24 protein-coding genes are annotated in these 23624 nt (G+C 36.9%); 13 read left to right on the forward strand and 11 right to left on the reverse strand.

Going from position 1 to position 23624, the window contains the following annotated elements; translation table 11 throughout:
• Nucleotides 1-7: 7 nt before the first annotated feature.
• Nucleotides 8-2155 carry a Tex family protein gene (locus H8R91_RS01325; protein WP_186934572.1) on the forward strand — a complete coding sequence of 716 codons (2148 nt, stop codon included), beginning with the start codon at nt 8-10 and terminating at the stop codon, nt 2153-2155.
• A gap of 97 nt (nt 2156-2252) precedes the next feature.
• Here the strand turns inward: H8R91_RS01325 and H8R91_RS01330 are convergent, their stop codons facing one another.
• A complete protein-coding gene (locus H8R91_RS01330; protein WP_186934573.1) occupies nt 2253-4184 on the reverse strand; it encodes a leucine-rich repeat protein in 1932 nt (643 codons plus the stop codon).
• Nucleotides 4185-4313: 129 nt separating this feature from the next.
• On the opposite strand from H8R91_RS01330, the gene H8R91_RS01335 reads away from it, so the two are divergent.
• The gene (locus H8R91_RS01335) at nt 4314-4526 is read left to right on the forward strand and encodes a helix-turn-helix domain-containing protein (protein ID WP_186934574.1); all 213 of its coding nucleotides are present in this window, start codon (nt 4314-4316) and stop codon (nt 4524-4526) included.
• A gap of 52 nt (nt 4527-4578) precedes the next feature.
• Here the strand turns inward: H8R91_RS01335 and H8R91_RS01340 are convergent, their stop codons facing one another.
• The 3 genes from H8R91_RS01340 to H8R91_RS01350 all read right to left on the reverse strand — a co-directional run bounded on the left by H8R91_RS01340 (nt 4579) and on the right by H8R91_RS01350 (nt 8694).
• Entirely contained in the window at nt 4579-6300 is a 1722-nt protein-coding gene (locus H8R91_RS01340) for a phospho-sugar mutase (protein WP_186934575.1), read from the reverse strand.
• A gap of 219 nt (nt 6301-6519) precedes the next feature.
• Nucleotides 6520-7677, reverse strand: a complete 1158-nt coding sequence (locus tag H8R91_RS01345) for an acyltransferase (protein ID WP_186934576.1) — start codon at nt 7675-7677, stop codon at nt 6520-6522.
• 72 nt (nt 7678-7749) lie between these two features.
• Nucleotides 7750-8694 (reverse strand): glycosyltransferase family 2 protein, encoded by a 945-nt coding sequence (locus H8R91_RS01350; protein ID WP_186934577.1) that lies wholly within the window; start codon nt 8692-8694, stop codon nt 7750-7752.
• Between the two features lie 237 nt (nt 8695-8931).
• Between H8R91_RS01350 and pfkA the strand changes: the two genes are divergently transcribed.
• From pfkA to H8R91_RS01370, 4 genes are all read left to right on the forward strand, one after another.
• Entirely contained in the window at nt 8932-9900 is a 969-nt protein-coding gene (gene pfkA, locus H8R91_RS01355) for a 6-phosphofructokinase (RefSeq protein WP_022235384.1), read from the forward strand.
• 99 nt (nt 9901-9999) lie between these two features.
• Nucleotides 10000-11484, forward strand: coding sequence for an MORN repeat-containing protein (locus H8R91_RS01360; RefSeq protein WP_186934578.1), 1485 nt, complete (start codon nt 10000-10002; stop codon nt 11482-11484).
• A gap of 4 nt (nt 11485-11488) precedes the next feature.
• Nucleotides 11489-12295, forward strand: a complete 807-nt coding sequence (locus tag H8R91_RS01365) for a mechanosensitive ion channel family protein (RefSeq protein ID WP_186934579.1) — start codon at nt 11489-11491, stop codon at nt 12293-12295.
• 82 nt (nt 12296-12377) lie between these two features.
• Nucleotides 12378-12728 (forward strand): hypothetical protein, encoded by a 351-nt coding sequence (locus tag H8R91_RS01370; RefSeq protein WP_186934580.1) that lies wholly within the window; start codon nt 12378-12380, stop codon nt 12726-12728.
• A 123-nt stretch (nt 12729-12851) separates the two neighbouring features.
• Here the strand turns inward: H8R91_RS01370 and sigE are convergent, their stop codons facing one another.
• From sigE to H8R91_RS01385, 3 genes are all read right to left on the reverse strand, one after another.
• Entirely contained in the window at nt 12852-13553 is a 702-nt protein-coding gene (gene sigE / locus H8R91_RS01375; protein WP_022235388.1) for an RNA polymerase sporulation sigma factor SigE, read from the reverse strand.
• A gap of 14 nt (nt 13554-13567) precedes the next feature.
• On the reverse strand, nt 13568-14365 hold the full coding sequence (locus H8R91_RS01380; protein ID WP_186934581.1) for a sigma-E processing peptidase SpoIIGA: 798 nt from the start codon (nt 14363-14365) through the stop codon (nt 13568-13570).
• Nucleotides 14366-14579: 214 nt separating this feature from the next.
• Complete coding sequence (locus H8R91_RS01385; RefSeq protein WP_186934582.1) at nt 14580-15452, reverse strand: DegV family protein; 873 nt, start codon at nt 15450-15452, stop codon at nt 14580-14582.
• A gap of 88 nt (nt 15453-15540) precedes the next feature.
• On the opposite strand from H8R91_RS01385, the gene H8R91_RS01390 reads away from it, so the two are divergent.
• The 4 genes from H8R91_RS01390 (at nt 15541) to tsf (ending at nt 18806) form a co-directional block, all read left to right on the forward strand.
• On the forward strand, nt 15541-15828 hold the full coding sequence (locus H8R91_RS01390) for a PRC-barrel domain-containing protein (RefSeq protein WP_022235391.1): 288 nt from the start codon (nt 15541-15543) through the stop codon (nt 15826-15828).
• A gap of 286 nt (nt 15829-16114) precedes the next feature.
• Entirely contained in the window at nt 16115-16936 is an 822-nt protein-coding gene (locus H8R91_RS01395; RefSeq protein WP_186934583.1) for a hypothetical protein, read from the forward strand.
• Between the two features lie 178 nt (nt 16937-17114).
• On the forward strand, nt 17115-17849 hold the full coding sequence (rpsB, locus tag H8R91_RS01400) for a 30S ribosomal protein S2 (protein ID WP_022235393.1): 735 nt from the start codon (nt 17115-17117) through the stop codon (nt 17847-17849).
• Between the two features lie 45 nt (nt 17850-17894).
• Nucleotides 17895-18806: a translation elongation factor Ts gene (gene tsf, locus H8R91_RS01405; protein WP_186934584.1), complete on the forward strand. Its 912-nt coding sequence runs from the start codon at nt 17895-17897 to the stop codon at nt 18804-18806.
• 388 nt (nt 18807-19194) lie between these two features.
• Here the strand turns inward: tsf and H8R91_RS01410 are convergent, their stop codons facing one another.
• The 3 genes from H8R91_RS01410 to H8R91_RS01420 form a co-directional block, all read right to left on the reverse strand.
• Complete coding sequence (locus H8R91_RS01410) at nt 19195-19860, reverse strand: YcxB family protein (protein WP_186934585.1); 666 nt, start codon at nt 19858-19860, stop codon at nt 19195-19197.
• A 155-nt stretch (nt 19861-20015) separates the two neighbouring features.
• Nucleotides 20016-20558, reverse strand: a complete 543-nt coding sequence (locus tag H8R91_RS01415) for an NADH peroxidase (RefSeq protein WP_022235396.1) — start codon at nt 20556-20558, stop codon at nt 20016-20018.
• Between the two features lie 56 nt (nt 20559-20614).
• Nucleotides 20615-20998, reverse strand: a complete 384-nt coding sequence (locus H8R91_RS01420; protein ID WP_186934586.1) for a Fur family transcriptional regulator — start codon at nt 20996-20998, stop codon at nt 20615-20617.
• A 126-nt stretch (nt 20999-21124) separates the two neighbouring features.
• On the opposite strand from H8R91_RS01420, the gene H8R91_RS01425 reads away from it, so the two are divergent.
• The 3 genes from H8R91_RS01425 to H8R91_RS01435 are packed head-to-tail and all read left to right on the forward strand — an operon-like array spanning nt 21125 to nt 23312.
• Nucleotides 21125-21985 (forward strand): polysaccharide deacetylase family protein, encoded by an 861-nt coding sequence (locus H8R91_RS01425; protein WP_186934587.1) that lies wholly within the window; start codon nt 21125-21127, stop codon nt 21983-21985.
• A 59-nt stretch (nt 21986-22044) separates the two neighbouring features.
• Nucleotides 22045-22587, forward strand: a complete 543-nt coding sequence (locus H8R91_RS01430) for an N-acetylmuramoyl-L-alanine amidase family protein (RefSeq protein ID WP_186934588.1) — start codon at nt 22045-22047, stop codon at nt 22585-22587.
• 53 nt (nt 22588-22640) lie between these two features.
• Nucleotides 22641-23312, forward strand: coding sequence for a lactate utilization protein (locus H8R91_RS01435; protein ID WP_186934589.1), 672 nt, complete (start codon nt 22641-22643; stop codon nt 23310-23312).
• A 139-nt stretch (nt 23313-23451) separates the two neighbouring features.
• Here H8R91_RS01435 and H8R91_RS12245 read toward each other — a convergent pair whose 3' ends face one another.
• Nucleotides 23452-23586: a hypothetical protein gene (locus H8R91_RS12245; protein WP_022235401.1), complete on the reverse strand. Its 135-nt coding sequence runs from the start codon at nt 23584-23586 to the stop codon at nt 23452-23454.
• Nucleotides 23587-23624: the final 38 nt, after the last annotated feature.

Genomic DNA, 23624 nt, shown 5'->3' on the forward strand with positions numbered 1-23624 from the left:
AGAAAATATGGACTATTCAAAAGTATTATCACAACAGTTTCAAATTAAAGAAGAGTATGCAAAGAACATAATTTCTTTGCTCGATGACGGCAATACAATTCCGTTCATTGCCCGCTATCGTAAAGAAATGCACGGCTCAATGGACGACCAGCTTATTCGTGAATTCAGCGAAAAACTTGAGTATCTGCGTTCCCTTGATAAAAGGAGAGAGGAAATTCGCAACCTTATTGACGGTCAGGAAAAACTTACCGACGAAATAAGTCTTGCGCTTGACAAGGCGGAAACTCTAAGCGAGCTTGAAGATATTTACAGACCTTATCGACCAAAGAGAAAGACAAGAGCCTCTGTGGCTAAGGAAAAAGGACTTGAGCCGCTTGCCGAAATTATCCTTAAGCAGGAGAGCAAATGTGACCCTGTTGCTGTGGCAGAGGAGTATGTTGATGAGGAAAAAGGCGTTGCAAATGTTGAAGACGCATTGCAAGGCGCAATGGATATTATTGCGGAAACGGTTTCGGATAATGCGGAAATCAGAAAGCGCATAAGAAACCTTGCAAATGTGAACGGTGTAATTTCTTCCGTTGCCGTAGATGCAGAAAAGGACAGCGTTTACAGACAGTATTACGACTACAAAGAGCCTGTTAAAAAGATTGCCGACCACCGTTTGCTTGCTGTAAACAGGGGCGAGAAAGAGGGCTTTTTAAAAGTCAGCGTTGAAATGGATACCGAAAGACCGCTTAATTCCATTGCAAAGGTTATGATTACCAATCCTGCCTGTGCGTGTGCAGACATTGTAAAAACCGCTTGCGAGGATGCATACACAAGACTTATTTTCCCGTCTATTGAGCGAGAAATCAGAAATGATTTAACGGAAAATGCCTGCGAAAATTCAATGAAAGTTTTTGGTGTAAATCTTCGTCAACTGCTTATGCAGCCGCCTGTTAAGAGCAAAACCGTGCTCGGACTTGACCCGGGTTACCGTACAGGCTGTAAAGTAGCGGTTGTTGACGGCACGGGAAAGGTACTCGACACAGCGGTAATTTATCCTACACATTCAGAGGCAAAGGTCAAAGAATCAAAGCAAAAACTTTTGCAGCTTATTAAAAAGCACAATGTAGATATTATTTCAATCGGCAACGGCACAGCAAGTAAGGAAACCGAAATGTTTGCGGCAGATGCAATCAAAGAGGCTGACCACCCCGTTTATTATATGGTAGTCAGCGAGGCAGGCGCTTCGGTTTATTCGGCATCAAAACTTGCGGCAAAGGAATTACCGCAGCTTGACCTTACACTCAGAAGTGCGGTTTCCATTGCAAGAAGATTACAAGACCCGCTTGCAGAGCTTGTAAAAATTGAACCAAAGGCAATCGGAGTCGGACAGTATCAGCACGATATGCCGCAGAAAAGACTTGGCGAAACACTTGACGGTGTGGTTGAGGGTTGCGTAAACTCTGTAGGCGCCGACCTTAACACAGCATCTCCTGCATTGCTTTCAAGAATTTCAGGTCTTAACAGTACGGTTTGCAATAATATTGTTGCTTATCGTGAGGAAAACGGTGCGTTTACTTCTCGTGCCGAATTAAAGAAAGTTCCAAAGCTCGGACCAAAGGCTTTTGAGCAGTGCGCAGGCTTTTTAAGAGTGCCTGAAAGCAAAAATCCACTCGATAACACAGGTGTTCACCCTGAAAGTTATAAGAGTGCGAAAGAGTTGCTTGCACTTCTTGATTATTCGGATAAAGAAATTAAAGACGGTAAATTTACCGATTTGGCAAACAGAGTTGCGGCAAAGGGAACAAAAAGCCTTGCCGATACACTTAAAATCGGTTTGCCCACTCTTGACGATATTGTAAAGGAGCTTTCAAAGCCAGGCAGAGATCCCCGTGACGAACTGCCTGCACCAATGCTCCGTTCCGACATTCTCGACATCAAAGACTTAAAGCCTGATATGGTACTCAAGGGAACTGTCAGAAATGTAATTGACTTCGGTGCATTTATCGACATCGGTGTTCATCAGGACGGACTTGTTCATATCTCACAGATTTGCGATAAGTACATTAAGCACCCGTCGGAGGTTCTCAAGGTTGGCGATGTGGTAGATGTAAAAATCATAAGCGTTGACCCCGAAAAGAACAGAATCAGCCTTACAATGCGCTTCTAAGCATAACAAATAAGCCACTTTATCGTATATGATAAGGTGGCTTTAATAATTTGCAAACGGCTGTCAAAGTAAGTGACAGCCGTTTAAGTTTGGTTATTTAGTTGTTTTGTGTAAGGTAGGTTTGCAGTGCTGTAACATCATTAACAGTCAGCTTACCGTCATTGTTCATATCAATACTGTCAAACAATTGCTTGTTTGTTTCGTCAATAAGCGGTGAACCGTCAGTATTCTTGTTGCCTGCAATATGCATTTGCAGATATGTAACATCTTTAATATTTACGGTACCGTCTTGGTTAGCGTCACCTGTGAGAATTTGCTCGCCCAACGAAATAAATTCAAAACCGTTTTCTTTTGCATATGTTTCGGCGGCGGTGTTTGAATATCCTGTTATTTTAAAATCTCGTATTGCATTCTCTTCTCCGTATTTATAATCTTCTTCATCAAAAATGTTTCCTTGGTAGCCGAATGCATTTTTACCAATTTCTTTAACTTTTGCTGGTATAGCAACCGTATTTAATTTAGGACAATTATAAAAAGCTCTGTTGTCAATTTTAATCTCTTTGTTAGGGATAGTTACTTCCTGCAAATTTTGACAGTTGTTAAAAGCATATTCTCCTATACTTTCAAGACTTGCAGGCAATTTGATTTTCTGAATAATTGTTGATTGAAAAGCACCTTTACCTATTGATGTTACATTATTTGAAATATTAATGTCTGAAAGATTATAACACGCAGAAAAAGCGTAATCTCCGATATGTTTTATATGATTGTCTATGGATACACTTTTTAGTTGCATACAACGGTAAAAAGTACCTTCTTCAATAGTTGTTATTCCTTTTGGAATATTTATTGTTTCGATACCGGATAAATCAAATGCATATCTACCAATATATTCAACACTTTCAGGAATTGATAAGGTTTTTAATGAAGTTTCTGTAAATGCGCTTTCATCTATATATTTTAAATTGTTAGGAAGATTTAGTTTATTTAATTTACAACCGCTGAATGATACTGTTGCTAATTTTGTTACAGTATTTGGAACCGTATATGTAGTTTCTTTTTTGCCACAAGGATAGCACAGCAACTCTGTTTTGTTTTTATTAAATAATACTCCGTTCTCTGAACTAAAATATTTATTTTCATTAGCGACAGTTATGTTTTTTAAGCTTTCTGAAGAAAAGTTTAAAGCGCAGTCGCCTATTATCTCTACACTTGCAGGAACTGTTATACTTTCCAAATTTTCATTTCCTTTAATAGAGCTGTCAGCGACAAGTCTTGTACCGTCTTTTATAGTAAAATTACCATTTATTTCATTATCGGCGCCAATTAAGCAATTACCGATATAGTATCCGTTATTTACTTTTGAACAAACAGAGAAATCAAAAGCATCTCTGCCGATACTTTTTACACTTGTTGGTATTGAAACATTTTTTAAGTTACTACATAAATAAAACGCATTTTCTTTTATGGTCGTTACACCGTCAGGTATAACAATACTATTTAAATTGCTTGTACCCATAAAAGCAGTAGATTCAATAATTTTAACACCGTCAGGTATTATATAAGATGTAGCGGAGTTTTCTTTTGGATAAGCTAAAAGTACAGTTTTATCTTTACTGAATAAAACTCCGTTTATAGAGGTATAGTTTAAATTGTTTTTGTCAACCTCTATCTTATTAAAGCCTGAAAATTTAAAAGCATTTGGTTTTATATCAGTTATGCTTGCAGGAATATTTAAACTTCCCATACCTGTTTGAACAAACGCACCTTTACCAATAGTTGTAACAGTCAGACCGTTAATTTTTGCCGGAATTGTAATATTTTCTTCTTCACCGATATATCTTGAAATGCAGATTGTATTATCATCAAGCACCTTATATTGATAATTGCCACTTGTTAAAGTTGAATTTACCGACACAACAGCCGTATCATTTCCGACTGTAGCCGCACTTACAGGCAAAACGGAAAATGAACTTGACAATATAAGTGCCGACAGCAGAATTGCTGCAAATTTCTTTGTTTTTCTCATTAATTATACCACTCCTTATGGAAAAAATAATTGTAACAACTGTCAATTGTTTATTTATATTTTAAGACTATTTGTCCTAAATGTCAATAGGTTATAATGTCCTATTTTATAATTGAATCGGTGATAAAAGTGAAACTAAGAATTAAGGACTTGCGTGAAGATCATGACCTAACGCAAAAGCAGATTGCAAATGTACTTATGTGCGACCAATCGTTATATTCAAAATACGAAAGGGGAGAGCGTGAAATTCCGTTGTCCCTGCTTATTGTGCTTGCCGATTTCTATAAAACAAGTCTTGATTATCTTACCTGTCGCACCAATAATCCCAAAATCTTAAAATGAACAGCAAAAGCGGTATCGAAAAACGATACCGCTGAATTTTTATGCTATATTATTACTCAATACCAAGTAGCTTTTTAGATGCGTCTACAAGACTGTCTTTAATGCTTTCTGCATCGTTGAAGTCTTTGCCGACCGCTGTGATGTAAGCCTTAATCTTTGGCTCTGTACCGCTCGGACGAATAATTACACCGTTGTCACCCTCAAGACCAAATGAAATTACATTTGAAGTCGGGAGATCAATAGCAGTCTTTTCGCCTGTTACTGTGTCAAGCTCATACTTAAGGAGATAGTCGGAAACCTTAACAACCTTTTTGCCGTCAATTTCAGTAGGAATATTCTCTCTGATTTCAGCCATAATGTTGTTCATCTTCTCCATACCTGCCGCACCGTCAAATTCAAATGCAGATGTATGGTTGAGGTAGTAGCCATATTCCTCGTAAAGTGAGTCAATAACCTGTGCAAGTGACTTGCCATGTTTTTTATAGAAAGCAGCCATTTCGCAAACAAGCATTGATGCAACTACTGCGTCCTTATCACGAACATAAGTACCTGCAAGGTAGCCGTAGCTCTCTTCAAAGCCGAATACATATCTGTCCTCTTCGCCTTTCTTTTCAAGGTTGAGGATAACTTCACCGATGTATTTAAAACCTGTAAGAACATTTTTAAGTTCACAGCCGTACTTTTCACAAAGCTTGTTGATAAGTTTTGTTGTAACAATTGTCTTAACCAAAACAGGCTTTTCGGGAAGTGTGCCGTTTGCCTTGCGTGAAGAAAGAATATAGTCTGTAAGCATAATGCCGTCTTCATTACCTGAAATAAGGCGGTAGCTGCCGTCGTAATCTTTAACTGCAATACCTACACGGTCTGCGTCAGGGTCTGTTGCAAGAAGAAGGTCAGGCTGTACTTTTTCGCAAAGTTCAATACCTTTTTGGAGAGCCTCTTTAATTTCAGGGTTCGGGTACGGGCAAGTGGTAAAGTTGCCGTCAGGAAGCTCCTGCTCAGGTACAACTGTAATTTCTTCAACACCGATTTTCTTAAGAACTTTTCTTACAAGTTTGTTGCCTGTACCGTTGAGTGGGGTATAAACTACCTTTAAGCCTGCACCCTCGCAAACGCCAGGGTTTACCTGCTGTTCCATAACTTTTTCAAGGTAGCTGTCATAAACATCATCGGAAACATATTCAATAAGACCGCTCTTAACTGCCTCGTCAAGGTCAGCAATCTTTACATCTTTAAACATATCAAGTTTGCAGATTTCGTCATATACAATACCTGCGGCAACATCTGTCATCTGACAACCGTCTTCGCCGTATGCCTTGTAACCGTTGTACTTAGCAGGGTTGTGGCTTGCTGTAACCATAATACCTGCCTGACATTTGAAGTAACGAACAAGGTATGAAAGTACAGGTGTAGGCTGTAATTCAGATGTGATGTAAACCTTAATGCCGTTGCCTGCAAGAACTCTTGCAGCCTCAAGCATAAAGAGGTCGGCTTTAATTCTGCTGTCGTGAGAAATAGCAACAGAGCCTTTGCCGTACTTCTGAATGATGTAATTTGCAAGTCCCTGTGTAGCCTGACGAACAACATAGATGTTCATTCTGTTAGTACCTGCACCGATTACACCTCTAAGGCCTGCTGTGCCGAATGTGAGTGCTTTGTAGAAACGCTCGTGAATTTCTTCCTCGTTGCCCTTTATGCTCTCAAGCTCGGCAATAAGGTCAGCGTCTTCGGTAGCGTTTTCTAACCATTCATTGTAAAGTTTTATAAAATCCATAAATAACCCCCGAGATATACTTTCACCGCAAAAAAATGCGTGTGAAAATGGTATTGATTTATTTATTTAAAAAAATTTCACTAATTAGTATAACATAATTGCAATGGAAATTCAAGTATATTATTAATGCCCGACCATTTTTTGAAAAGTCGGGCATTAATTGTTAAAAATTTATTTGCTGATAAAAATTAATTGAGAAAATCTGCAAAAATTTGTCGATTAATGTTTAAACTGCTTTGGCTCGTCAATATGCTTTTTGCTAAATTTTTCCTTGCATAAATTGCATATTTTTTTGTAACAGAATTCTATGCCTGCGGCTATCAGATTTATTATGCCTGAGCTTATCAAAGCGCTGACAAACACGCATAAAATCATAAGCGGCATAAACGGAAATCTCGCATAAAAATCGGTTGTGTTTTTATTTAAAAATTCATAGTAGTAAATTGCATCGAAAATAAACGACAGCAGGTAAGTGCCGAGCACCAAATCCGAAATTTTCCAAAGTGCAAATTTTGCTTTTACATTAATATTTTCGAGTTTGATCTTGCTTATTATCAAGAAAATCAGAACAGACATTACATACGGTTCAATACCGTACCAATACACATAATTTGCTGTGGTGAATGTACTGCCGTAGCATCTGTAAAAATTGAAAGTGCCAAATCCGAAAACGGCAACCACAAGAGCAATTATAAGGTAAATGTTTTTAATTTTTGTGCCGTACTCACGAATGTAGCATCCTGTAAAATAGTAGGTGATAGGATAAATGCCAACCCACCAGCTCGGTATCAGCTTTTGTGTTTCTGTATTTGATGCAGGATTTGCCCACCACTCCAAGGAGTCAAATCTAAACTCATTGAAAAGTGACGGCAAAATGGTAATAGCAATTAATGTGATAAGCAAAATATTCTTTTGCTTGCGGCTGTCAAGATTTTTGTAAATAATATTAAGAAACGGAACAAGCAAAAACAAGCCTATATACATTTCTATGTACCACGAGTAGTTAGCGCCTGTAAAATCTAAAATACCTGTAAAAAAGGTAAGCGGAGTAAGTGTGTAACTTCCGACAATGGATTTATAAATCATACAGGCAATCGCCACAAGAATGTAGACTATTATGGTTTTTCTTATGCCCGAATAGTAACCCTTTTTCAGCGTTTTGTTGCACAAAAGGAAACCCGACAAAATCATAAACAGCGGTACGCAAACAGAACACAATGTGCGCAGAACAGTTGCAAAATACATTACCGCATTATCGTTTGTTGTGTAATAGTAGCCCGAATGGTAAAAGAAATGAATACCGATTACACAAAGCACTGCTATAATTCTAAGAATATCCATATTAGGATTTCTTACTTTTAATTTTTCAAGATTCATTGCTACCCTCTCATTAAATGCCTTTCGCAAATTACGAAAGACATTGACTGTAAATTTAATATAAGTTTTAGTTTAGTCCTCAAGAAATTCCTCAACGATAAATCTCGGACGCCTTTTGACTTCTAAATAAATTTTTCCAATGTATTCACCTATAACGCCTATTGCAAGAATCTGAAGTCCGCCGATTGCCCAGATAGAACACAAAATACTTGCCCAGCCGCTAACCGCAAAGCCCATAAAGTAGCTTACAAGGCTGTAAATAATCATAATAATGCTTATGGCAAATACAATTGTGCCAAGACCCGTTATCATTCTTATTGGCTGAATACTTAGAGAAGTAATGCCCTCCCAAGCAAGAGCAAGCATTTTTTTAAGCGGATATTTGCTTTCACCCGCAAGTCTTTCAAAACGCTCGTATGTAACTATATCCGACTTATAGCCGATAAGCGGTACCATACCTCTTAAAAAGATGTTTGTTTCTTTATATTCTGCAAAAGCGTTCAGTGCTCTTTTGCTCATAAGTCTGAAATCGGCATGGTTAAAAATAACTTTTGCACCCATTTTATTAAGAATTTTGTAAAACGCCTCGGCTGTAAATCTCTTGAAAAATGTGTCGGTTTCACGCTTTGAACGCACACCGTAAACAACATCGCAGCCGTTTTCGTATTTTTCAACCATTTCGTCAAATGTGTTGATGTCATCCTGTAAATCTGCGTCAATTGAAATAACAGCGTCTGCCTTGTCTTTTAATGTAATAAGACCGCAGAGCAGAGCATTTTGATGTCCTCTGTTGCGTGTGAGTTTGATTCCCTGAAATACAGGATTTTCTTTGTGAAGGTCGCTGATAATACTCCAGGTTTTGTCTTTTGAGCCGTCATCTATAAATACAATTTTACTGTCATCGGTAATTTTGCCTTCAAGCATCATTTTACTGAACTTGTCAGAGAGCTTTTGCGCCGAATCTCTTAGTACTTCTTCTTCGTTGTAGCAGGGAATGGCAAGATATAATTTTGTCATATATGATATGCCTCCAAAAATAAATAATATGAAGAATTATCCATCAAATTAATAATACTATTATATAACTTATATAATTTAAAGTCAATAACGCACAAAACCAAGAAAATGTATCTTTGCTGATGTAAAAATGCCGCCAAAAAAGAAAATTTTAATAAAATAGTAAATTTAGTCTTGTAAAGGGTGAAATATTGTATTATAATTAAGAAGTAAAAAACCTTATGGAGGTATAATCAAATGGCTCAGAAATCAATAGCAGTATTAACAAGTGGCGGTGACGCTCCCGGTATGAATGCCGCTGTAAGAGCAGTAGTTCGTGCAGGTATAAATAAAGGAATGAGAGTTTACGGTGTTTACCGTGGATACAACGGATTACTTAACGGCGATGTTCAGGAAATGAATCTTCGCAGTGTATCTGATATAATCGGTTTTGGCGGTACAATGCTTTACACAGCAAGAAGTGAAGAGTTTGCTACTCCTGCAGGTATTAAGAAAGCAGCGGATTTTTGCAGAAGCATTGATGTATCGGGCGTTGTTGTAATCGGCGGTGACGGTTCTTTCAAGGGTGCTCGTGCTCTTACCAATGCAGGTATTAACTGTATCGGTATTCCTGGTACTATTGATAATGATATTGCTTGTTCGGAATATACAGTAGGCTTTGACACAGCAATGAATACAGCACTTCAGATGGTAGACCGTATTCGTGATACAGCACAGTCACATGACCGTTGTTCAATCGTAGAGGTTATGGGCAGACGCTGCGGTGATATTGCTTTGCAGACAGGTATCGCAACAGGTGCTACGGCTATTCTTGTTCCTGAAATTCCTTACAACATTGAAAGAGATGTTATTCAGAGAATTGTCAACACTCAGAAAACAGGTAAGAAACACTTTATCATTGTTGTTGCCGAGGGTGTAGGTAAGGTTGCTGAGCTTGCTAATTATATAGAAAACAGACTCGGTATTGAAACTCGTGCCACAATTCTCGGTCATGTTCAGCGTGGCGGTTCACCTACACTTCGTGACAGAGTTGTTGCAAGTGAGATGGGATTCAGAGCAGTAGAGTTGCTTGAGAAGAATCTCGGTAACCGTGTAGTAGCAATGAAAGACGGCAAAATCATTGATCTCGACATCAATGAGGCTCTTGATATGCAGCGTGTATTTGATGAAGATCTTTACAAGATTGCTATGACAATTTCTATCTGATAATTTATTCGGATTAATTTAATCGGTATTTAAAATGTCGGGGCGGACTATGTTCGCCCTGACTTTGTATTCTTATTTATTTGAAAGGATTTTCGCCTTATGATAACCTCTCAACAGGAATTGACAAGGGATTTGATTTTTTATTCTGTTTGTGTGTCGGATTTTGAAAAACTTGACTTTAAAAATGACGCACTTGCAGGAGTTCGTGCAAATTATTTTAATTCAAATCATCGTCCGCAAGCAGATGATACGGATATTTCCTTGGATGATGTTTCGTACAAGCTCTCTTACAAAATGAGTAAAAATCAGCCTTTATCGTGGAAAGTAACAAAAAACCTCCGCCCATATCAATCTGTAAAGCGTGAAACAGGCGGAATTTACTGTGTGAGATATTATACAGAAAATGCAACAGTCTATAAAAAGCAATTTTTTGACAGTTCGCATTTATGGATAAGGACGGAATATTTTGACAAAAGCATAGAGGGAGAAAGACTTTGTACTGTTTCTCCTAAAAAAATTGACGGTGTTATCGCAATTGAAAAAATACTTTTCAGCAATAACCGTATGGTCGCCGGTGTTACTCTTTTTCCGTCAGACAAAAATCCCGAGAATAACAGCGCCGCACTTGTGTATTCAAATAACGGAATGATTTGGTATGACAGTGCGTTTGCTCCCGCTTCTTTGAATAAAGTCAATGCAAATTATAAGACGAAACACGCTAAACTTATGCTTGATGCAGATAAATTTTTGCCTGATTACAAACCTGAAAATCCTATAGATTTATCATTGCTTGAATATCTTGACGATACATTTACAGAACCAAAGCCACAGGTTACGGCTTATGACAGAATTGAGAAAATTCTTGAGGAGGCACATAAGACAAATAAAAATCTGTTCGGTCAGGTTATTGAACATTCGGGTGTCGAAGTAGCAGATGAAGAAACCGATGTTCTCGCACAAACCGATGAAAGCGTTGAAGAAAAAGTTACCGAAAATCACGATGATGAGGTTATCGAACAGGCTGAAAAGTTTGAAAAATCCGACGAAACGGAAAGTAAAGACGATAATAATTTACAAAATACCGTTGTTGAGGAAGGTGATGTTACAATTGCAGAAGAAGAAAGAAAATCTGACGCAGTGGTAAGCACTACTTCGGGCAATTATGAGTATTTTGGTACGGTAGATGAAAACGGTTTGCGTACAGGCAGAGGAAGAACCGTATCTCCAAGCGGAATTACAGCGTATGACGGTGAATATGCACAAGGCAAGCGTGACGGCTTTGGTGTATTTTACTATAAAAACGGTGATATTAACTATGTCGGCGATTGGAAAGAGAATCAACGCAGCGGCGCAGGTGTAGGATACAGAACTTCTGACGGAACAATGCATATAGGTAAATGGGAGAATAATTCTCCGACAAACTACGGCGCAAGGTTTAATAAAGACGGTACATTTATTGATGTTGCCGATTATGCAAACGGAGTTAAAAACGGAAAATGCATTTCTTTAGACGAGAACGGCAATTTCTATATTTCAATATGGGAAAACGGAAAGAAAATTTCAGAACATATTATTGAATGGTGATAAAATGAATGATTTTGATTTTATTTCTGCACTAAATGCTTTTAATGAAAAATATTTGCCGAAAATTCTTATTTTTCTGCTTGTATTTGTTGTAGGCAGTTTAATTGTAAAATTACTGTTAAAGCTAATCAGAAAAATTATTGATAAAAGTAAGATTGAGCGTACTGTTATTACATTTTTCTTTTCTATATTAAAAATAGTTTTATATTTGATTGTTGTTATGACAGCGCTCTCTACAATCGGAGTTAATGTTTCTTCAATCATAACTACATTTGCCGCTGCGGCAATTACTGCCGGTCTTGCATTGCAGGAATCACTGGGAAATGTGGCGAGTGGCGTGGTAATTCTTATAAGTAAACCTTTTGTTGCAGGAGATATTCTTGAATTTGAGGGCATAAAAGGATATGTTAGAAGTATTCGTGTTTTTTCAACTCAAATTCATACTTTTGACAATAAAATTGTAAATATTCCAAATTCAAGACTTACTGCAAACAATGTAACAAACTGTACAGGTCAGACAAACCGCAGAATTAATTTGTCATATACTGTAGGCTATGATGATGACATTGACCTTGTTCGCAAGATAATTCTTGACCTTGCAAAGTCAGATGAAAGGGTTTTAAAAGATCCCGAACCAAAGGTATATGTTGATAAATATCTTGACAGCGGTATTCAAATTGTTGCTTGGGTGTGGGTAGAACCTGATGATTATTACGGTGTTTATTATATGATGCAGGAAAATGTACTAAAAGAATTTAAAAAGAACGGAGTAACAATTCCGTATCCGCATATTCAGCTTGTTAAAGAATAAAAATTCATAAAATTAAAACTATTGCTAAAAATAATAGTGCCTTCATTTGAGGGCACTATTTTTGTTTATTAAGGATGGTTTTATGAAAAAAATAATTGCTGCATTGCTTGCAACCATTGCATTTGCTACGGCACTTACAGGTTGCGGCGGTAATAAGAATAATTCTAAAAACGAAACTTCTGCACATAGTTCCGCAACTTCCGAGAATTCCAAAAACGAAGACTCTAAATCAGACGATAAAAACAAAGTCGAGAGTAAAGCCGATTCTATGACAGATGATGCCGAGCGTAACGGCAGAGTTAGTGACGGTGACGGAATTATCGGAAATGAAGAATACGAAAATCGTGACGACGGTTTAACAGACGGCGTTGAAGATTATGTAGAGGGCAGAATGGAAAACGGCTCTACACTTGCTGATGATGCGATTTTTTAATGAAAAACGGGCGTTTTTAAGCGCCCGTTTCATCTTATGGATTATTTATTGAAAAATGAAGAATTATAGTTTAGTGTATAGCTTTAATTAAGAATTAAAAATTTAGGTTAAGCTATATAGTCATTATACAGCTTTTTCAAGTTCATGCTTAAGCCTGCGAATAATCTTTTTTTCTAATCGAGAAATATAGGATTGCGATATACCGAGTTTGTCGGCAACCTGCTTTTGTGTATGTTCTTTTCTGCCGTTAAGACCGAATCGCAATTCCATAATCAAACATTCTCTTTGATTAAGTTTTGATACCGCTTGCAGTACAAGCCTTTTTTCAAGTTCATTTTCAATATCTTTATTTACAAGGTCAGGGTCACTTCCTAAAATATCACATAATAACAATTCGTTGCCGTCCCAATCTGTATTTAACGGTTCATCAATAGATACTTCGTTTTTCAATTGAGAGGATTTTCGCAGAAACATCAGTATTTCATTTTCAATACAGCGTGAAGCATATGTAGCAAGTTTTATGTTTTTTTCGGGTGAAAATGTTTTTACCGCTTTTATAAGCCCTATAGTTCCTATTGAAATTAAATCCTCTGCGCTTGCGCTCGGCGAATCGTATTTCTTGGCAATATATACAACAAGTCTTAAGTTATGGGTAATCAATTCTTCTCTGGCACTGTTGTCACCGTCTGTTATTCTTTGCATTATTTCGGCTTCTTCTGATTTTGTAAGAGGCGGAGGCAGAGTTTCACTTCCGTTAATATAAAATACTTCATCGTCAAAATTAAAAAATAATCTTATTTTTCTTAGAATCTGCATAATGTTCATTGCAATTTCTCCTGTCAGTTATTGATAAGTTCACTTGGTATTATTGCCTTTATATCATCTTTAAAGATGTTTTCGCAAATTCCTATATAAACCGAATTATCCGCTTCCTTTCCGTCAATAATAATGTTGTCGGCGCAAAAGCCTTGCAGTATTCCGCCGCCGCCAAGGCTTGTGAACGGAATTAATCTGACCTTTGTTTTGTCGGGAACAAAATCATTAAACACCTCTTTTTCGGCTACTATCACGCTCTTGCCCGAAAACGGCTCTTTTACATTGCAGCCTGTATCAAGCTTTGCGTTAAATATATAGCACTTGTCATTTATTTTTATTTCTATATTATGAATATCTGACTTGTAAACGCTTTTCGTCAGTTTTTTTATAAGTAAAAGAATATAATAGCATACGAGGGTAAGAATTATCAGCAAAACAGGGGAGATGTCAAAGTAAATTACATCATTGTATATTCCCATACCTTTTGGTTTAAAAGCGAGGTATATAAAAATCATAAGTCCGCCAAAAGAAAATGAAAGTGCAAAGAAAATAAGTACCCGCTTTATGTATGTTTTAATTTTGCATTTTCCAAAGGTAATAAAAATTATTAACATAGCGACCGCCAAATCGGTGAGAATATTTAATCCGAACGGCAGTACAGGGAGCAGAGCGGTGAGGCTGAAAAGTCCGCCGACAATACTTCCTATTATTACTCTGAAATATTTTATATTTGAACCGATGATTTTCTTTGTCAGCATCAGTAAAAAATAATCTATAAATATGTTTACCGTGATTAGAACATCAATGTAAATATTATTCATAAAAAGCCCCTTTACTATTATTACATACATTCAAAATAATAAATGTCAAATTGTGTATAGGAGGTAAAATATGATTGTCGGTATAATTATAGGTGTATTTATAGGAGGCATTATCGGAGTAAGCGTAATGTGTCTGCTGTATTATCATAATTGAAGAAAATAAAAACGGCTGAGTCTTCGCTTTGAAAACTCAGCCGTATATTTTGCCTGAATATTAAGATTTTAAATTTCTTGTGCCGAGGAAAAGAATAGCAAGCATGCCTGAACCTACATGAGAACCAATAACCGGACCTATATCGCAGATAATTGATTTTTTGCACATACCCTTGATTCTTTTTTGAAGTTCAAGAGCACCTTCTTTGTTGTCTGCATGACCTATAAATACAGTCTGCTCTTTCGGGTTTTCAGCGTCACGCTCAAAATGCGAAACAAGAGAATTATACACATTGCTTGTGCCTCTTACTTTACCTACATTAATAAGATGCCCTCCTTCATCTACACTTATAAGAGGTTTAATCTGCAAAGCCTTACCGAATGTAGCCGCAACGGCGGAAATTCTGCCGCCTCTCTTAAGATGGTCGAGGTCTTCAACAATGAACCAGTGACAAACCTTGAGTTTAATATCATTAATATACTGCTCAAGCTCTTCGATTGAAACACCTTCTTTGTACTTCTGACCTGCAAGGTAAATAAGCAGGCCAAGTCCGACGGAGTCGCACATAGAATCAATAATAACAATTTTTCTGTCAGAATATTTTTCCTGCAAATCTTTTACAGCCATAAGACAAGTGTTATAAGTTCCGCTAAGACCTGTACAGATACCTGTATAAAGTATATCCTTTCCGGCTTTTAAATATGGTTCAAAATAATTTATAAAATTATTGTAGTTAATTTGGGTGGTCTTTGAGTCAATACCGCTTTTGAGCTTAGAATAAAAGTCATCAAGACTCATCATTCTTGCATCTGCATAGTGGAGGTAAGACTTGTCCTCCATAGAAAATTCCATTGGCAGAATTTCAACATTAATCTCCTTGGCAATTTCAGCAGAAAGGTCACAGGAGGAATCGGTCATAAAAATATAATCCATAAAAACATCTCCTTTGTAGTGTACATTTGTCATATAAGTTTATTCTATCAAATATATATATAAAAGTCAATGAATGGAGGCTTTTTTTATGAATTGCAGACTTACAGATATAAGACATAAGGAAGTAATAAGTGCGTGTGACGGCTGCAGAATAGGTTTTGTGGATGATGTTATAGTAGATACCAAGTGTGCAAAAATAGTGTCGCTTGTTATATTCGGCAGGAGCAGTTTTCTGGGCTTTATAGGTAAATGTGAAGATTATATAATTCCGTGGGAGAAAATTGAACTTATAGGTGAAGATACAATTATCATATCCTGTTCCATGCCGAATCCCGTAAAAAGGTGCAAAAAGCCAAGATTTAAAGAGAAATTCTAAAAAAATTGATTTTCTACCTATTTTGCACAATCCACTAAGAAGTATTCGCTAATTTATGCAAATTAAACAATTATTTGTGTTTATGAGAAAATTAAAATTTGATTGTTACAACAATATAACAAAAGTAACAAAAAATAACAGGGCTGAAAATTTGCATTTTTCAAAAAAATGTGGTTTAATAACAACGAATTGTGTGTTTGATAAAATTTTAACGACTAAAGGAAGTCGCATAAAACACAGCCGAATATTGGTTTTGAATTATGCTAATCACAGGGAGGATAAATTTTTGAGAACAAATAATAAACATACAGAAAATGGCAAAAAACAGGTTACTGCAAAAAAGACAAGCAGAGCACTTAAACCCATTTCTTTTATAAGTGCTATAATACTGGCATCTGCTTGCCTGCTTATTCCTACCACAACACTTGCGCCAAGTGTTGATGCTTATGCTGACAGCAGAGCGGCTGCATACTCCGTTGGCGGTATTGATACTTTCTCACAGTCAATTGCTGAAAATTGTGCGGAAACAGTACCTACGGAAACTGCTGACAAAAAAGCAGAGGAAACCACAGCGGCAACCAAACCGACAGAAAAGGCTACCAAGCCTACAACAGCTCCCGCAAAGGAGAACAAAACGGAAACTAAGGCAACTACTAAGCCTGTTGAAGAAAAAGAAGAAGAAACACAGCCTACAGAGAGTGTACAGACTTATCTTGTAAATATTGATAATCCTGACACATCTTATTCTCCGAGCAGGGTAACTCTTTCTGATTATGACAGAGCAAAACTCGAGCGCCTTGTAATGGGTGAGGCAGGTACTATGGGTTATGAGGGATGTGCTCTCGTTGCCCAATCAATCAGAGATGCTATGAACCTTTCCGGTAATACATCTATTGATTACATTATAGATGAATATAAGTACTATGCCCCGACAAACATTGAGCCAAACTCAGATGTTAAAGCAGCGGTTTCTTATATTTTTGACAACAACGGTTCGGCTGTTCAGCACAGAATCATCTGTTTCTACACAGGTGAAAGTAAATGGCACGAAACACAGAATTTCATTATCAGCTGCGGTAATGTAAGGTTTTTTGATCTGGCAGTCTGATACATACAATATGCAAAAAATCAAGTGTTATTTCAAAAAAACACTTGATTTTTTTGCATTTTATGGTATAATAATATAGCATTTCGCACGTTGGGCTTGTCGGAACGGTGGCAAATTGCTCTTAACCCGATAAAAATCAAGGCCCGGCGGAGGTTTTAACCTAAGGAGGATATTTAAAATGGCAGTAGTTTCAATGAAACAGCTCTTAGAAGCAGGTGTACACTTTGGTCACCAGACAAGAAGATGGAACCCTAAGATGGCTGAATACATCTTCACAGAGCGTAACGGTATTTACATTATTGACCTTCAGAAGAGCGTTAAGAAGCTCGAAGAGGCTTACAACTTTGTTCGTGAGCTTTCAGCAGAAGGCAAGAGCGTACTCTTTGTAGGTACAAAGAAGCAGGCTCAGGATTCAGTTAAAGAAGAGGCTCTCCGTGCAGGCGCTTACTATGTAAACGCAAGATGGCTCGGCGGTATGCTCACAAACTTTGCTACAATCCGCAGAAGAATTGCTCGTTTAAAGCAGCTCCGCACAATGCAGGAGGACGGTACATTTGATCTTCTTCCTAAGAAGGAAGTTATCAAGCTTAACCTTGAGATCGAAAAGCTTGAGAAGTTTATGGGCGGTATTAAGGATATGACTTCAATGCCGGGCGCACTCTTTATTGTTGACCCAAGAAAAGAGAGAATCGCCGTTGCTGAAGCTAAGAAACTCAACATTCCGATTGTTGCTATTGTTGATACAAACTGTGACCCTGATGAAATCGACTATGTTATCCCAGGTAACGATGACGCTATCCGTGCAGTAAAGCTTATTGCAGGTGCTATGGCTGACGCTATCATTGAGGGTAAAGAAGGTCAGATGGGTGCAGCTGCTGTTGAAGAAGAAACAGCAGAAGAGGCAGCTGAATAATTTTATTTATCTTATAATTATATCAATCGAAAGGATGTAATATAAATGGCAGCATTTACAGCTCAGGATGTTAAAACATTAAGAGAAAAAACAGGTTGCGGCATGATGGATTGCAAAAAGGCTCTCACAAATGCCGATGGTGATATGGACAAGGCTATTGACTTCTTAAGAGAACAGGGCCTTGCAAAAGCAGCTAAAAAGGCAAGCAGAATTGCTGCTGAAGGTGTTGCTTATGCAACAACTAATGCAGATGCTTCTGTTGGCGTAGTTATCGAAGTAAACGCTGAAACAGACTTCGTTGCTAAGAACGATTCATTTATGGATTTTGTTAAGGCTTGTGCTCAGACAGTTATCGAGCAGAATCCTGCTGATGTTGATGAGCTTCTTACACTTAAGGCAGCAGGCTCAGAGCAGACAGTTGCTGAACTTCTCCAGGAGAAGATTCAGACAATCGGCGAGAACATCAAGATCCGTCGTTTTGAGCGTATGGAAGGTGCTTGCGTAGCTTATGTTCATGCAGGCGGTAAGATTGGCGTTCTTGTAAACTTCACAACTGACATTGCTGTAAACGATGAGTTCATTGCTTACGGTAAGGATGTAGCTATGCAGATTGCAGCTCTCAACACTCCATACCTTACAGAGGCTGATGTTCCGGCTGAAGTTATTGAGCATGAGAAAGAAGTTATGCGTCAGCAGGTTATTAACGAGGGTAAGCCTGAGGCAATTGCTGATAAGATCGTTATGGGTAAGATCGGCAAATTCTATAAGGAGAACTGCCTTGTAGATCAGGAGTTCGTTAAGGACAACAAGCAGACAATTAAGCAGTATACTAACAACACAGCTAAGGCTCTCGGCGGCAGCATTGAGATTGCTAAGTTCGTTCGTTTTGAAAAGGGCGAAGGCATTGAGAAGCGTCAGGACGATTTTGCAGCTGAAGTTGCAAGTATGGTTAAATAATTAATTATTTATTAATATTGCATAATTAATCCCACTCAAATTTTTTTGAGTGGGATTTTTTGCATTTGGAAATAAAGCAATATAAGTATTTTTAGGTACTTTATCAAATGATTGTTGGGGAATTATTGATTATCGCACAGCTTTAGCTAAATAATTAAAAATTTGGTTTGGGCAGTGCCCCTAATATAGTCCAATATAACGATGTATCAGGCTCAAACAGCGAGCTGTTCGGCTATCAAGAAATTGTGTAAGAGTAAAGTGTTTGTGGCTTTGCCTACCCACCATGATCTTTGAAAAAGTCGACCAAACTTTTATAATTGCTTTGCAGTTGTATTAAGCCAAACTATAATTTTTAATGTTACCTCAACTTTTAGAATAGAACCGATTTCTATAAGACAGCAATTATCAAATTAATTACAAACAGAGCGATTGTAAGGCACATAAAAACAAAGGCAACCTTTTTTTGATTAGTAACATTAATAACAACTTTCTTTTTAATATTAGGAGATTTACTGAATATGTAAGAAATAAAATCTACATTATTGATGTTGCTTTTAATATCTTTACCTATAATCAAAAACAAATTAAACTGTAATTTTAAAAGAATGTATTTTTCGGTTTCGTAAACGCCCGTAATGCTTGAATAATCAAATTCTCTTGATATATTCTTTGTTACGGTAATAATTTTTTCGCCAAAGTAAGTAGTGTGAGTAATATACTTTTCGCCGGTAGTAAACAAAGCTCTTTTATAGCTGTTTTTGATATTTCTCTGTGTTTTAAAATATATTACTCCCATAAGCAAAATTATTACTGCGGATAATATCAGATATAATTGCATATCATCTGTAGTTTCACTTTGAAAATAATAATTAAAAGATTTTAGTATTAATATTCGTGTTGTTATAAAACCAGTTATGATAAATTCAATTATAAATATTATTGCCAATCTTTTATAGCTTAAATTGTTAAAGTCTAAATAATCTTGTTCGTTCATTACAATTTTTGATTCAAAATCGTATTTATAATCACTGTAATTAATATTTTCATTATCCATTTTTAACACCTCAATACAATGTTATCATAATGATAAGTAAAAGTAAATAAAATATTATAAAACAATCAAATTACAGCTGATTTTTTATAGAAAAATAATAAAAAGGACATCGGTATATGAACAGCCGATGTCCTTTGAGTTTTTAAGATTTAAAATCAGTCAGCAAAGTATCTCTTTAAAAGACCTGCAAAGCCTGCACCGTGTCTTGCCTCGTCTTTAGCCATCTCATGAACTGTATCGTGGATAGCGTCAAGATTTTGAGCTTTTGCTCTCTTAGCAAGATCAAATTTGCCTTCGCAAGCGCCTGCTTCTGCCTCTGCACGCATCTGGAGGTTCTTCTTTGTGCTGTCTGTAATTACTTCACCGAGGAGTTCTGCAAACTTTGCAGCGTGCTCTGCCTCTTCAAAAGCATACTTAGTAAAAGCGGCTGAAATTTCAGGATAACCTTCTCTGTCAGCAACTCTTGCCATTGCAAGGTACATACCTACTTCTGAACATTCACCCTCAAAGTTAGCTCTGAGATCCTTTAAAATATCTTCGCTAACGCCCTGAGCTACGCCAACCTCGTGAACTGTTGCAAAAGACGCGCCCTCTACAACCTCTTTGAATTTGCTTGCAGGAGCTTTACACTGTGGGCAAAACTCCGGAGCTGTAGGTCCTTCATAAACATATCCGCATACTGTACAATACCATTTCATAATTTTTTCTCCTTTATAATAAATATATATTGTTAATTAAATACCGCTGTTCGGTATTAGTTATTACAGCAATCTGAACATTTGCCGTAGTAGATAACAAGTTTGCTATCAATAGTAAAGCCTTTATTTAAAAGTGCAAGGCTTTCCGACGATTTGCTGCCGTCATCTGCTACATCAATTACCCTGCCGCAACAATTGCACACAAAATGTGTATGTGGGGAAGTGTTACCGTCAATGCGTTCTTCACCGTTTACATTACACACAACGCTTACCTTGCCTTCATTTTTAAATAATGAAATGTTACGGTAAACTGTGCCAAGGCTGAGGTCCGGATAATCGGGCTTAAGCTGTTCGTATATCCAACGGGCACTTGGGTGTGTCGTTGTACTGAGAATTGTGTTGTATATAGCGTTTCTTTTTGAGCTGAAATTTCTTTTCATTGCAACATTTTCTCCAAAAAATTGATAATGATTACTGATTGCAAATATATTATCATAACTTTAAATTATTATATTTACATAAAAGAATAATAAAAATTATTTTTATAAAAAAATTTGGAGGTATTTATGGGTAAAATATACAAAAACAGATTAAAACTGCTTTTAATGTGTCTTACCACAGTAATTCTGTCAATTTTTATACTTGCATCTCTTAGCGGTGCAAGCGAAATTTCGGAAAATGCTATAAAAATGCCGATTATAATGTATCATTCGGTATTAAAGGATAAATCAAGCCAAAATGATTATGTGATTTCACCTGATTTATTTGAAAGCGATTTAAAATATTTTCAGGAAAACGGTTATACAACCGTTACGGTAAATGATTTAATTGACTATGTTTATTCCGATAAAGCCTTACCTGACAAATGTGTGATGCTGACATTTGATGACGGATACTACAATAACTATAAATATGTTTTTCCGTTGTTAAAAAAATACAACGCAAAAGCTGTAATTTCACCCGTTGCAAAGTTCAGTGAAGACTTTACGGCAACAGGTGAAGAAAATGCAAACTACGGTCATCTTTTGAAAAAGAATATTAAAGAAATGTATGATTCCGGGCTTGTGGAATTTCAGAATCATTCATACAATATGCACACTTTGACGCCGAGAAAGGGAATAGGTAAAAAATATAAGGAAAGTGATGATGAATATAAAACTGCAATTACAAATGATATAAATAAGGCTCAAGAATATATAAAATCTATTACGGGCAACGCACCTACCGCATTTATTTATCCGTTTGGTGAAGAAAGCGGCTCAAGTCTTGAAATTCTTAAAGAGGCAGGCTTTTTGTCTACTTTAAATTGTACCGAAAAACTTAATTATGTAACAAAAAATCCCGAAAGTCTTTATGAACTCGGAAGATTTCGCCGAGATAATGCGGAATCAACCGCACAACTTATGGAAAAAATAAGCAAAAAATAAATTGCGGAATAATATATTGTATGGTGCGTGAGCATTATTTTTATAAAAGGAGAATTATTATGCCAAAGGTATATTTAAGTCCGTCACTTCAGGAGTATAATCCTTATGTTGACGGCGGAAATGAAGAATATTATATGAATCTTGTTGCCGACGCCATTGAGCCGTATTTGTTTGCAAGCGGAATAGAATTTGACAGAAACAGTCCCGAAATGACTTTGTCACAGGCGATAAAGGACTCTAATAATTCGGCAAATGATTTACATCTTGCAGTACACAGTAATGCTGCACCGGAGGGCTCGGCAGGCAGATATACCGGTGCTGACATATATTATTATCCGTCAAGCCTTAACGGAAAAAGGTTCGCTGAAATCTTACAACGAAATTATGAAAACATCTATCCGTATCCTGATGATGTAGATATTATTCCGACCACAAGCCTTGCGGAAGTCCGCAGAACAAAAGCACCGTCGGCATTGATAGAAGTAGCGTACCACGATAATCCCGAAGAGGCACAGTGGATAAGAGAAAATGTCGGAGCAATCGGAAGAAATCTTGCACAGTCGATTGTGGAGTATTTTGGAGTACCGTTTGTAGAGGCTTGAAATAGACGGCTATATAGTGTATAATTTAACAAAAAGCTAACGGAAGTGTAAATATGAACGCTTTGAGCAACGAAACTAAACTTAAAATTGAAAAAACAATAAAAAATTTGAAAGCAAACAAGATGGATGCTTATTATTGTGATAACAAAGAAGACGCCTGCAATCTTGTAAAAACTCTGATTAAAAAGGGCGATGTAATATCAAGCGGCGGTTCTGTTACTCTTAAAGAAACAGGAGTGTATGATATTATTACTTCTTCCGATTATAAGTATCTTGACAGAGCGGCAGAGGGAATTACTCCCGAAGAGGTGGAAGAAGTTTATCATAAGACTTTTTCTTCCGATGTTTACTTTGCGAGCAGTAATGCGATTACAGAAAACGGAGAACTGTATAATGTTGACGGCAATTCTAACCGTGTTGCGGCAATTTTATATGGTCCTAAGAGTGTTATACTTGTTTGCGGTTATAATAAAATTGTAAAAAACATTGATGAGGCAATTGACAGAGTAAAGAGAATTGCCGCACCGAGCAATACAATAAGATTGAATATTGAAACTCCATGCGGCAAAACAGGTAAATGTATTACAGCAGACAAAGAGGGCGCAGAACTTTGTTCGGGCTGCAAAAGTGACAGAAGAATTTGCTGTAACTATGTAGTTTGCGCTCAACAAAGACATAAGGACAGAATTAAGGTAATAATTATAGGTGAAAAATACGGATATTGATATATTAAAATTTAATTAACAATAGAATTATTCCACTAATTGTTTTTGTGAATTATTGATTTTAAAAAATATGTACTGTTTAAGGCAAGCCATACCTTTGTTTCTAAAAATATGGCTTGCCGCACAGCTATGAACCCGATTAGTGAAAGTTGTTATTCTGATTCTTGTTCTGGCTGTTCTTCTGGTTTTTATTCTGATTGTTATTCTGATTTTTGTTCTGATTCTGGTTATTGTTCTGGTTCTGATTGTTATTCTGATTCTGGTTGAAGTTCATATTAGCACCTCCCTCCGATATGCTTATTATTATCGTTT

This window comes from Ruminococcus intestinalis, assembly GCF_014288065.1.
Lineage (GTDB): Bacteria > Bacillota > Clostridia > Oscillospirales > Acutalibacteraceae > Ruminococcoides > Ruminococcoides intestinale_A.

Coding starts and splice junctions, on each gene's coding strand:
- H8R91_RS01325 (WP_186934572.1), top strand. CDS start 8: ATGGACTATTCAAAAGTATTATCACAACAGTTTCAAATTAAAGAAGAG.
- H8R91_RS01330 (WP_186934573.1), bottom strand. CDS start 4,184: ATGAGAAAAACAAAGAAATTTGCAGCAATTCTGCTGTCGGCACTTATA.
- H8R91_RS01340 (WP_186934575.1), bottom strand. CDS start 6,300: ATGGATTTTATAAAACTTTACAATGAATGGTTAGAAAACGCTACCGAA.
- H8R91_RS01345 (WP_186934576.1), bottom strand. CDS start 7,677: ATGAATCTTGAAAAATTAAAAGTAAGAAATCCTAATATGGATATTCTT.
- H8R91_RS01350 (WP_186934577.1), bottom strand. CDS start 8,694: ATGACAAAATTATATCTTGCCATTCCCTGCTACAACGAAGAAGAAGTA.
- pfkA (WP_022235384.1), top strand. CDS start 8,932: ATGGCTCAGAAATCAATAGCAGTATTAACAAGTGGCGGTGACGCTCCC.
- H8R91_RS01360 (WP_186934578.1), top strand. CDS start 10,000: ATGATAACCTCTCAACAGGAATTGACAAGGGATTTGATTTTTTATTCT.
- H8R91_RS01365 (WP_186934579.1), top strand. CDS start 11,489: ATGAATGATTTTGATTTTATTTCTGCACTAAATGCTTTTAATGAAAAA.
- H8R91_RS01370 (WP_186934580.1), top strand. CDS start 12,378: ATGAAAAAAATAATTGCTGCATTGCTTGCAACCATTGCATTTGCTACG.
- sigE (WP_022235388.1), bottom strand. CDS start 13,553: ATGAACATTATGCAGATTCTAAGAAAAATAAGATTATTTTTTAATTTT.
- H8R91_RS01380 (WP_186934581.1), bottom strand. CDS start 14,365: ATGAATAATATTTACATTGATGTTCTAATCACGGTAAACATATTTATA.
- H8R91_RS01385 (WP_186934582.1), bottom strand. CDS start 15,452: ATGGATTATATTTTTATGACCGATTCCTCCTGTGACCTTTCTGCTGAA.
- H8R91_RS01390 (WP_022235391.1), top strand. CDS start 15,541: ATGAATTGCAGACTTACAGATATAAGACATAAGGAAGTAATAAGTGCG.
- rpsB (WP_022235393.1), top strand. CDS start 17,115: ATGGCAGTAGTTTCAATGAAACAGCTCTTAGAAGCAGGTGTACACTTT.
- tsf (WP_186934584.1), top strand. CDS start 17,895: ATGGCAGCATTTACAGCTCAGGATGTTAAAACATTAAGAGAAAAAACA.
- H8R91_RS01410 (WP_186934585.1), bottom strand. CDS start 19,860: ATGGATAATGAAAATATTAATTACAGTGATTATAAATACGATTTTGAA.
- H8R91_RS01415 (WP_022235396.1), bottom strand. CDS start 20,558: ATGAAATGGTATTGTACAGTATGCGGATATGTTTATGAAGGACCTACA.
- H8R91_RS01420 (WP_186934586.1), bottom strand. CDS start 20,998: ATGAAAAGAAATTTCAGCTCAAAAAGAAACGCTATATACAACACAATT.
- H8R91_RS01425 (WP_186934587.1), top strand. CDS start 21,125: ATGGGTAAAATATACAAAAACAGATTAAAACTGCTTTTAATGTGTCTT.
- H8R91_RS01430 (WP_186934588.1), top strand. CDS start 22,045: ATGCCAAAGGTATATTTAAGTCCGTCACTTCAGGAGTATAATCCTTAT.
- H8R91_RS01435 (WP_186934589.1), top strand. CDS start 22,641: ATGAACGCTTTGAGCAACGAAACTAAACTTAAAATTGAAAAAACAATA.
- H8R91_RS12245 (WP_022235401.1), bottom strand. CDS start 23,586: ATGAACTTCAACCAGAATCAGAATAACAATCAGAACCAGAACAATAAC.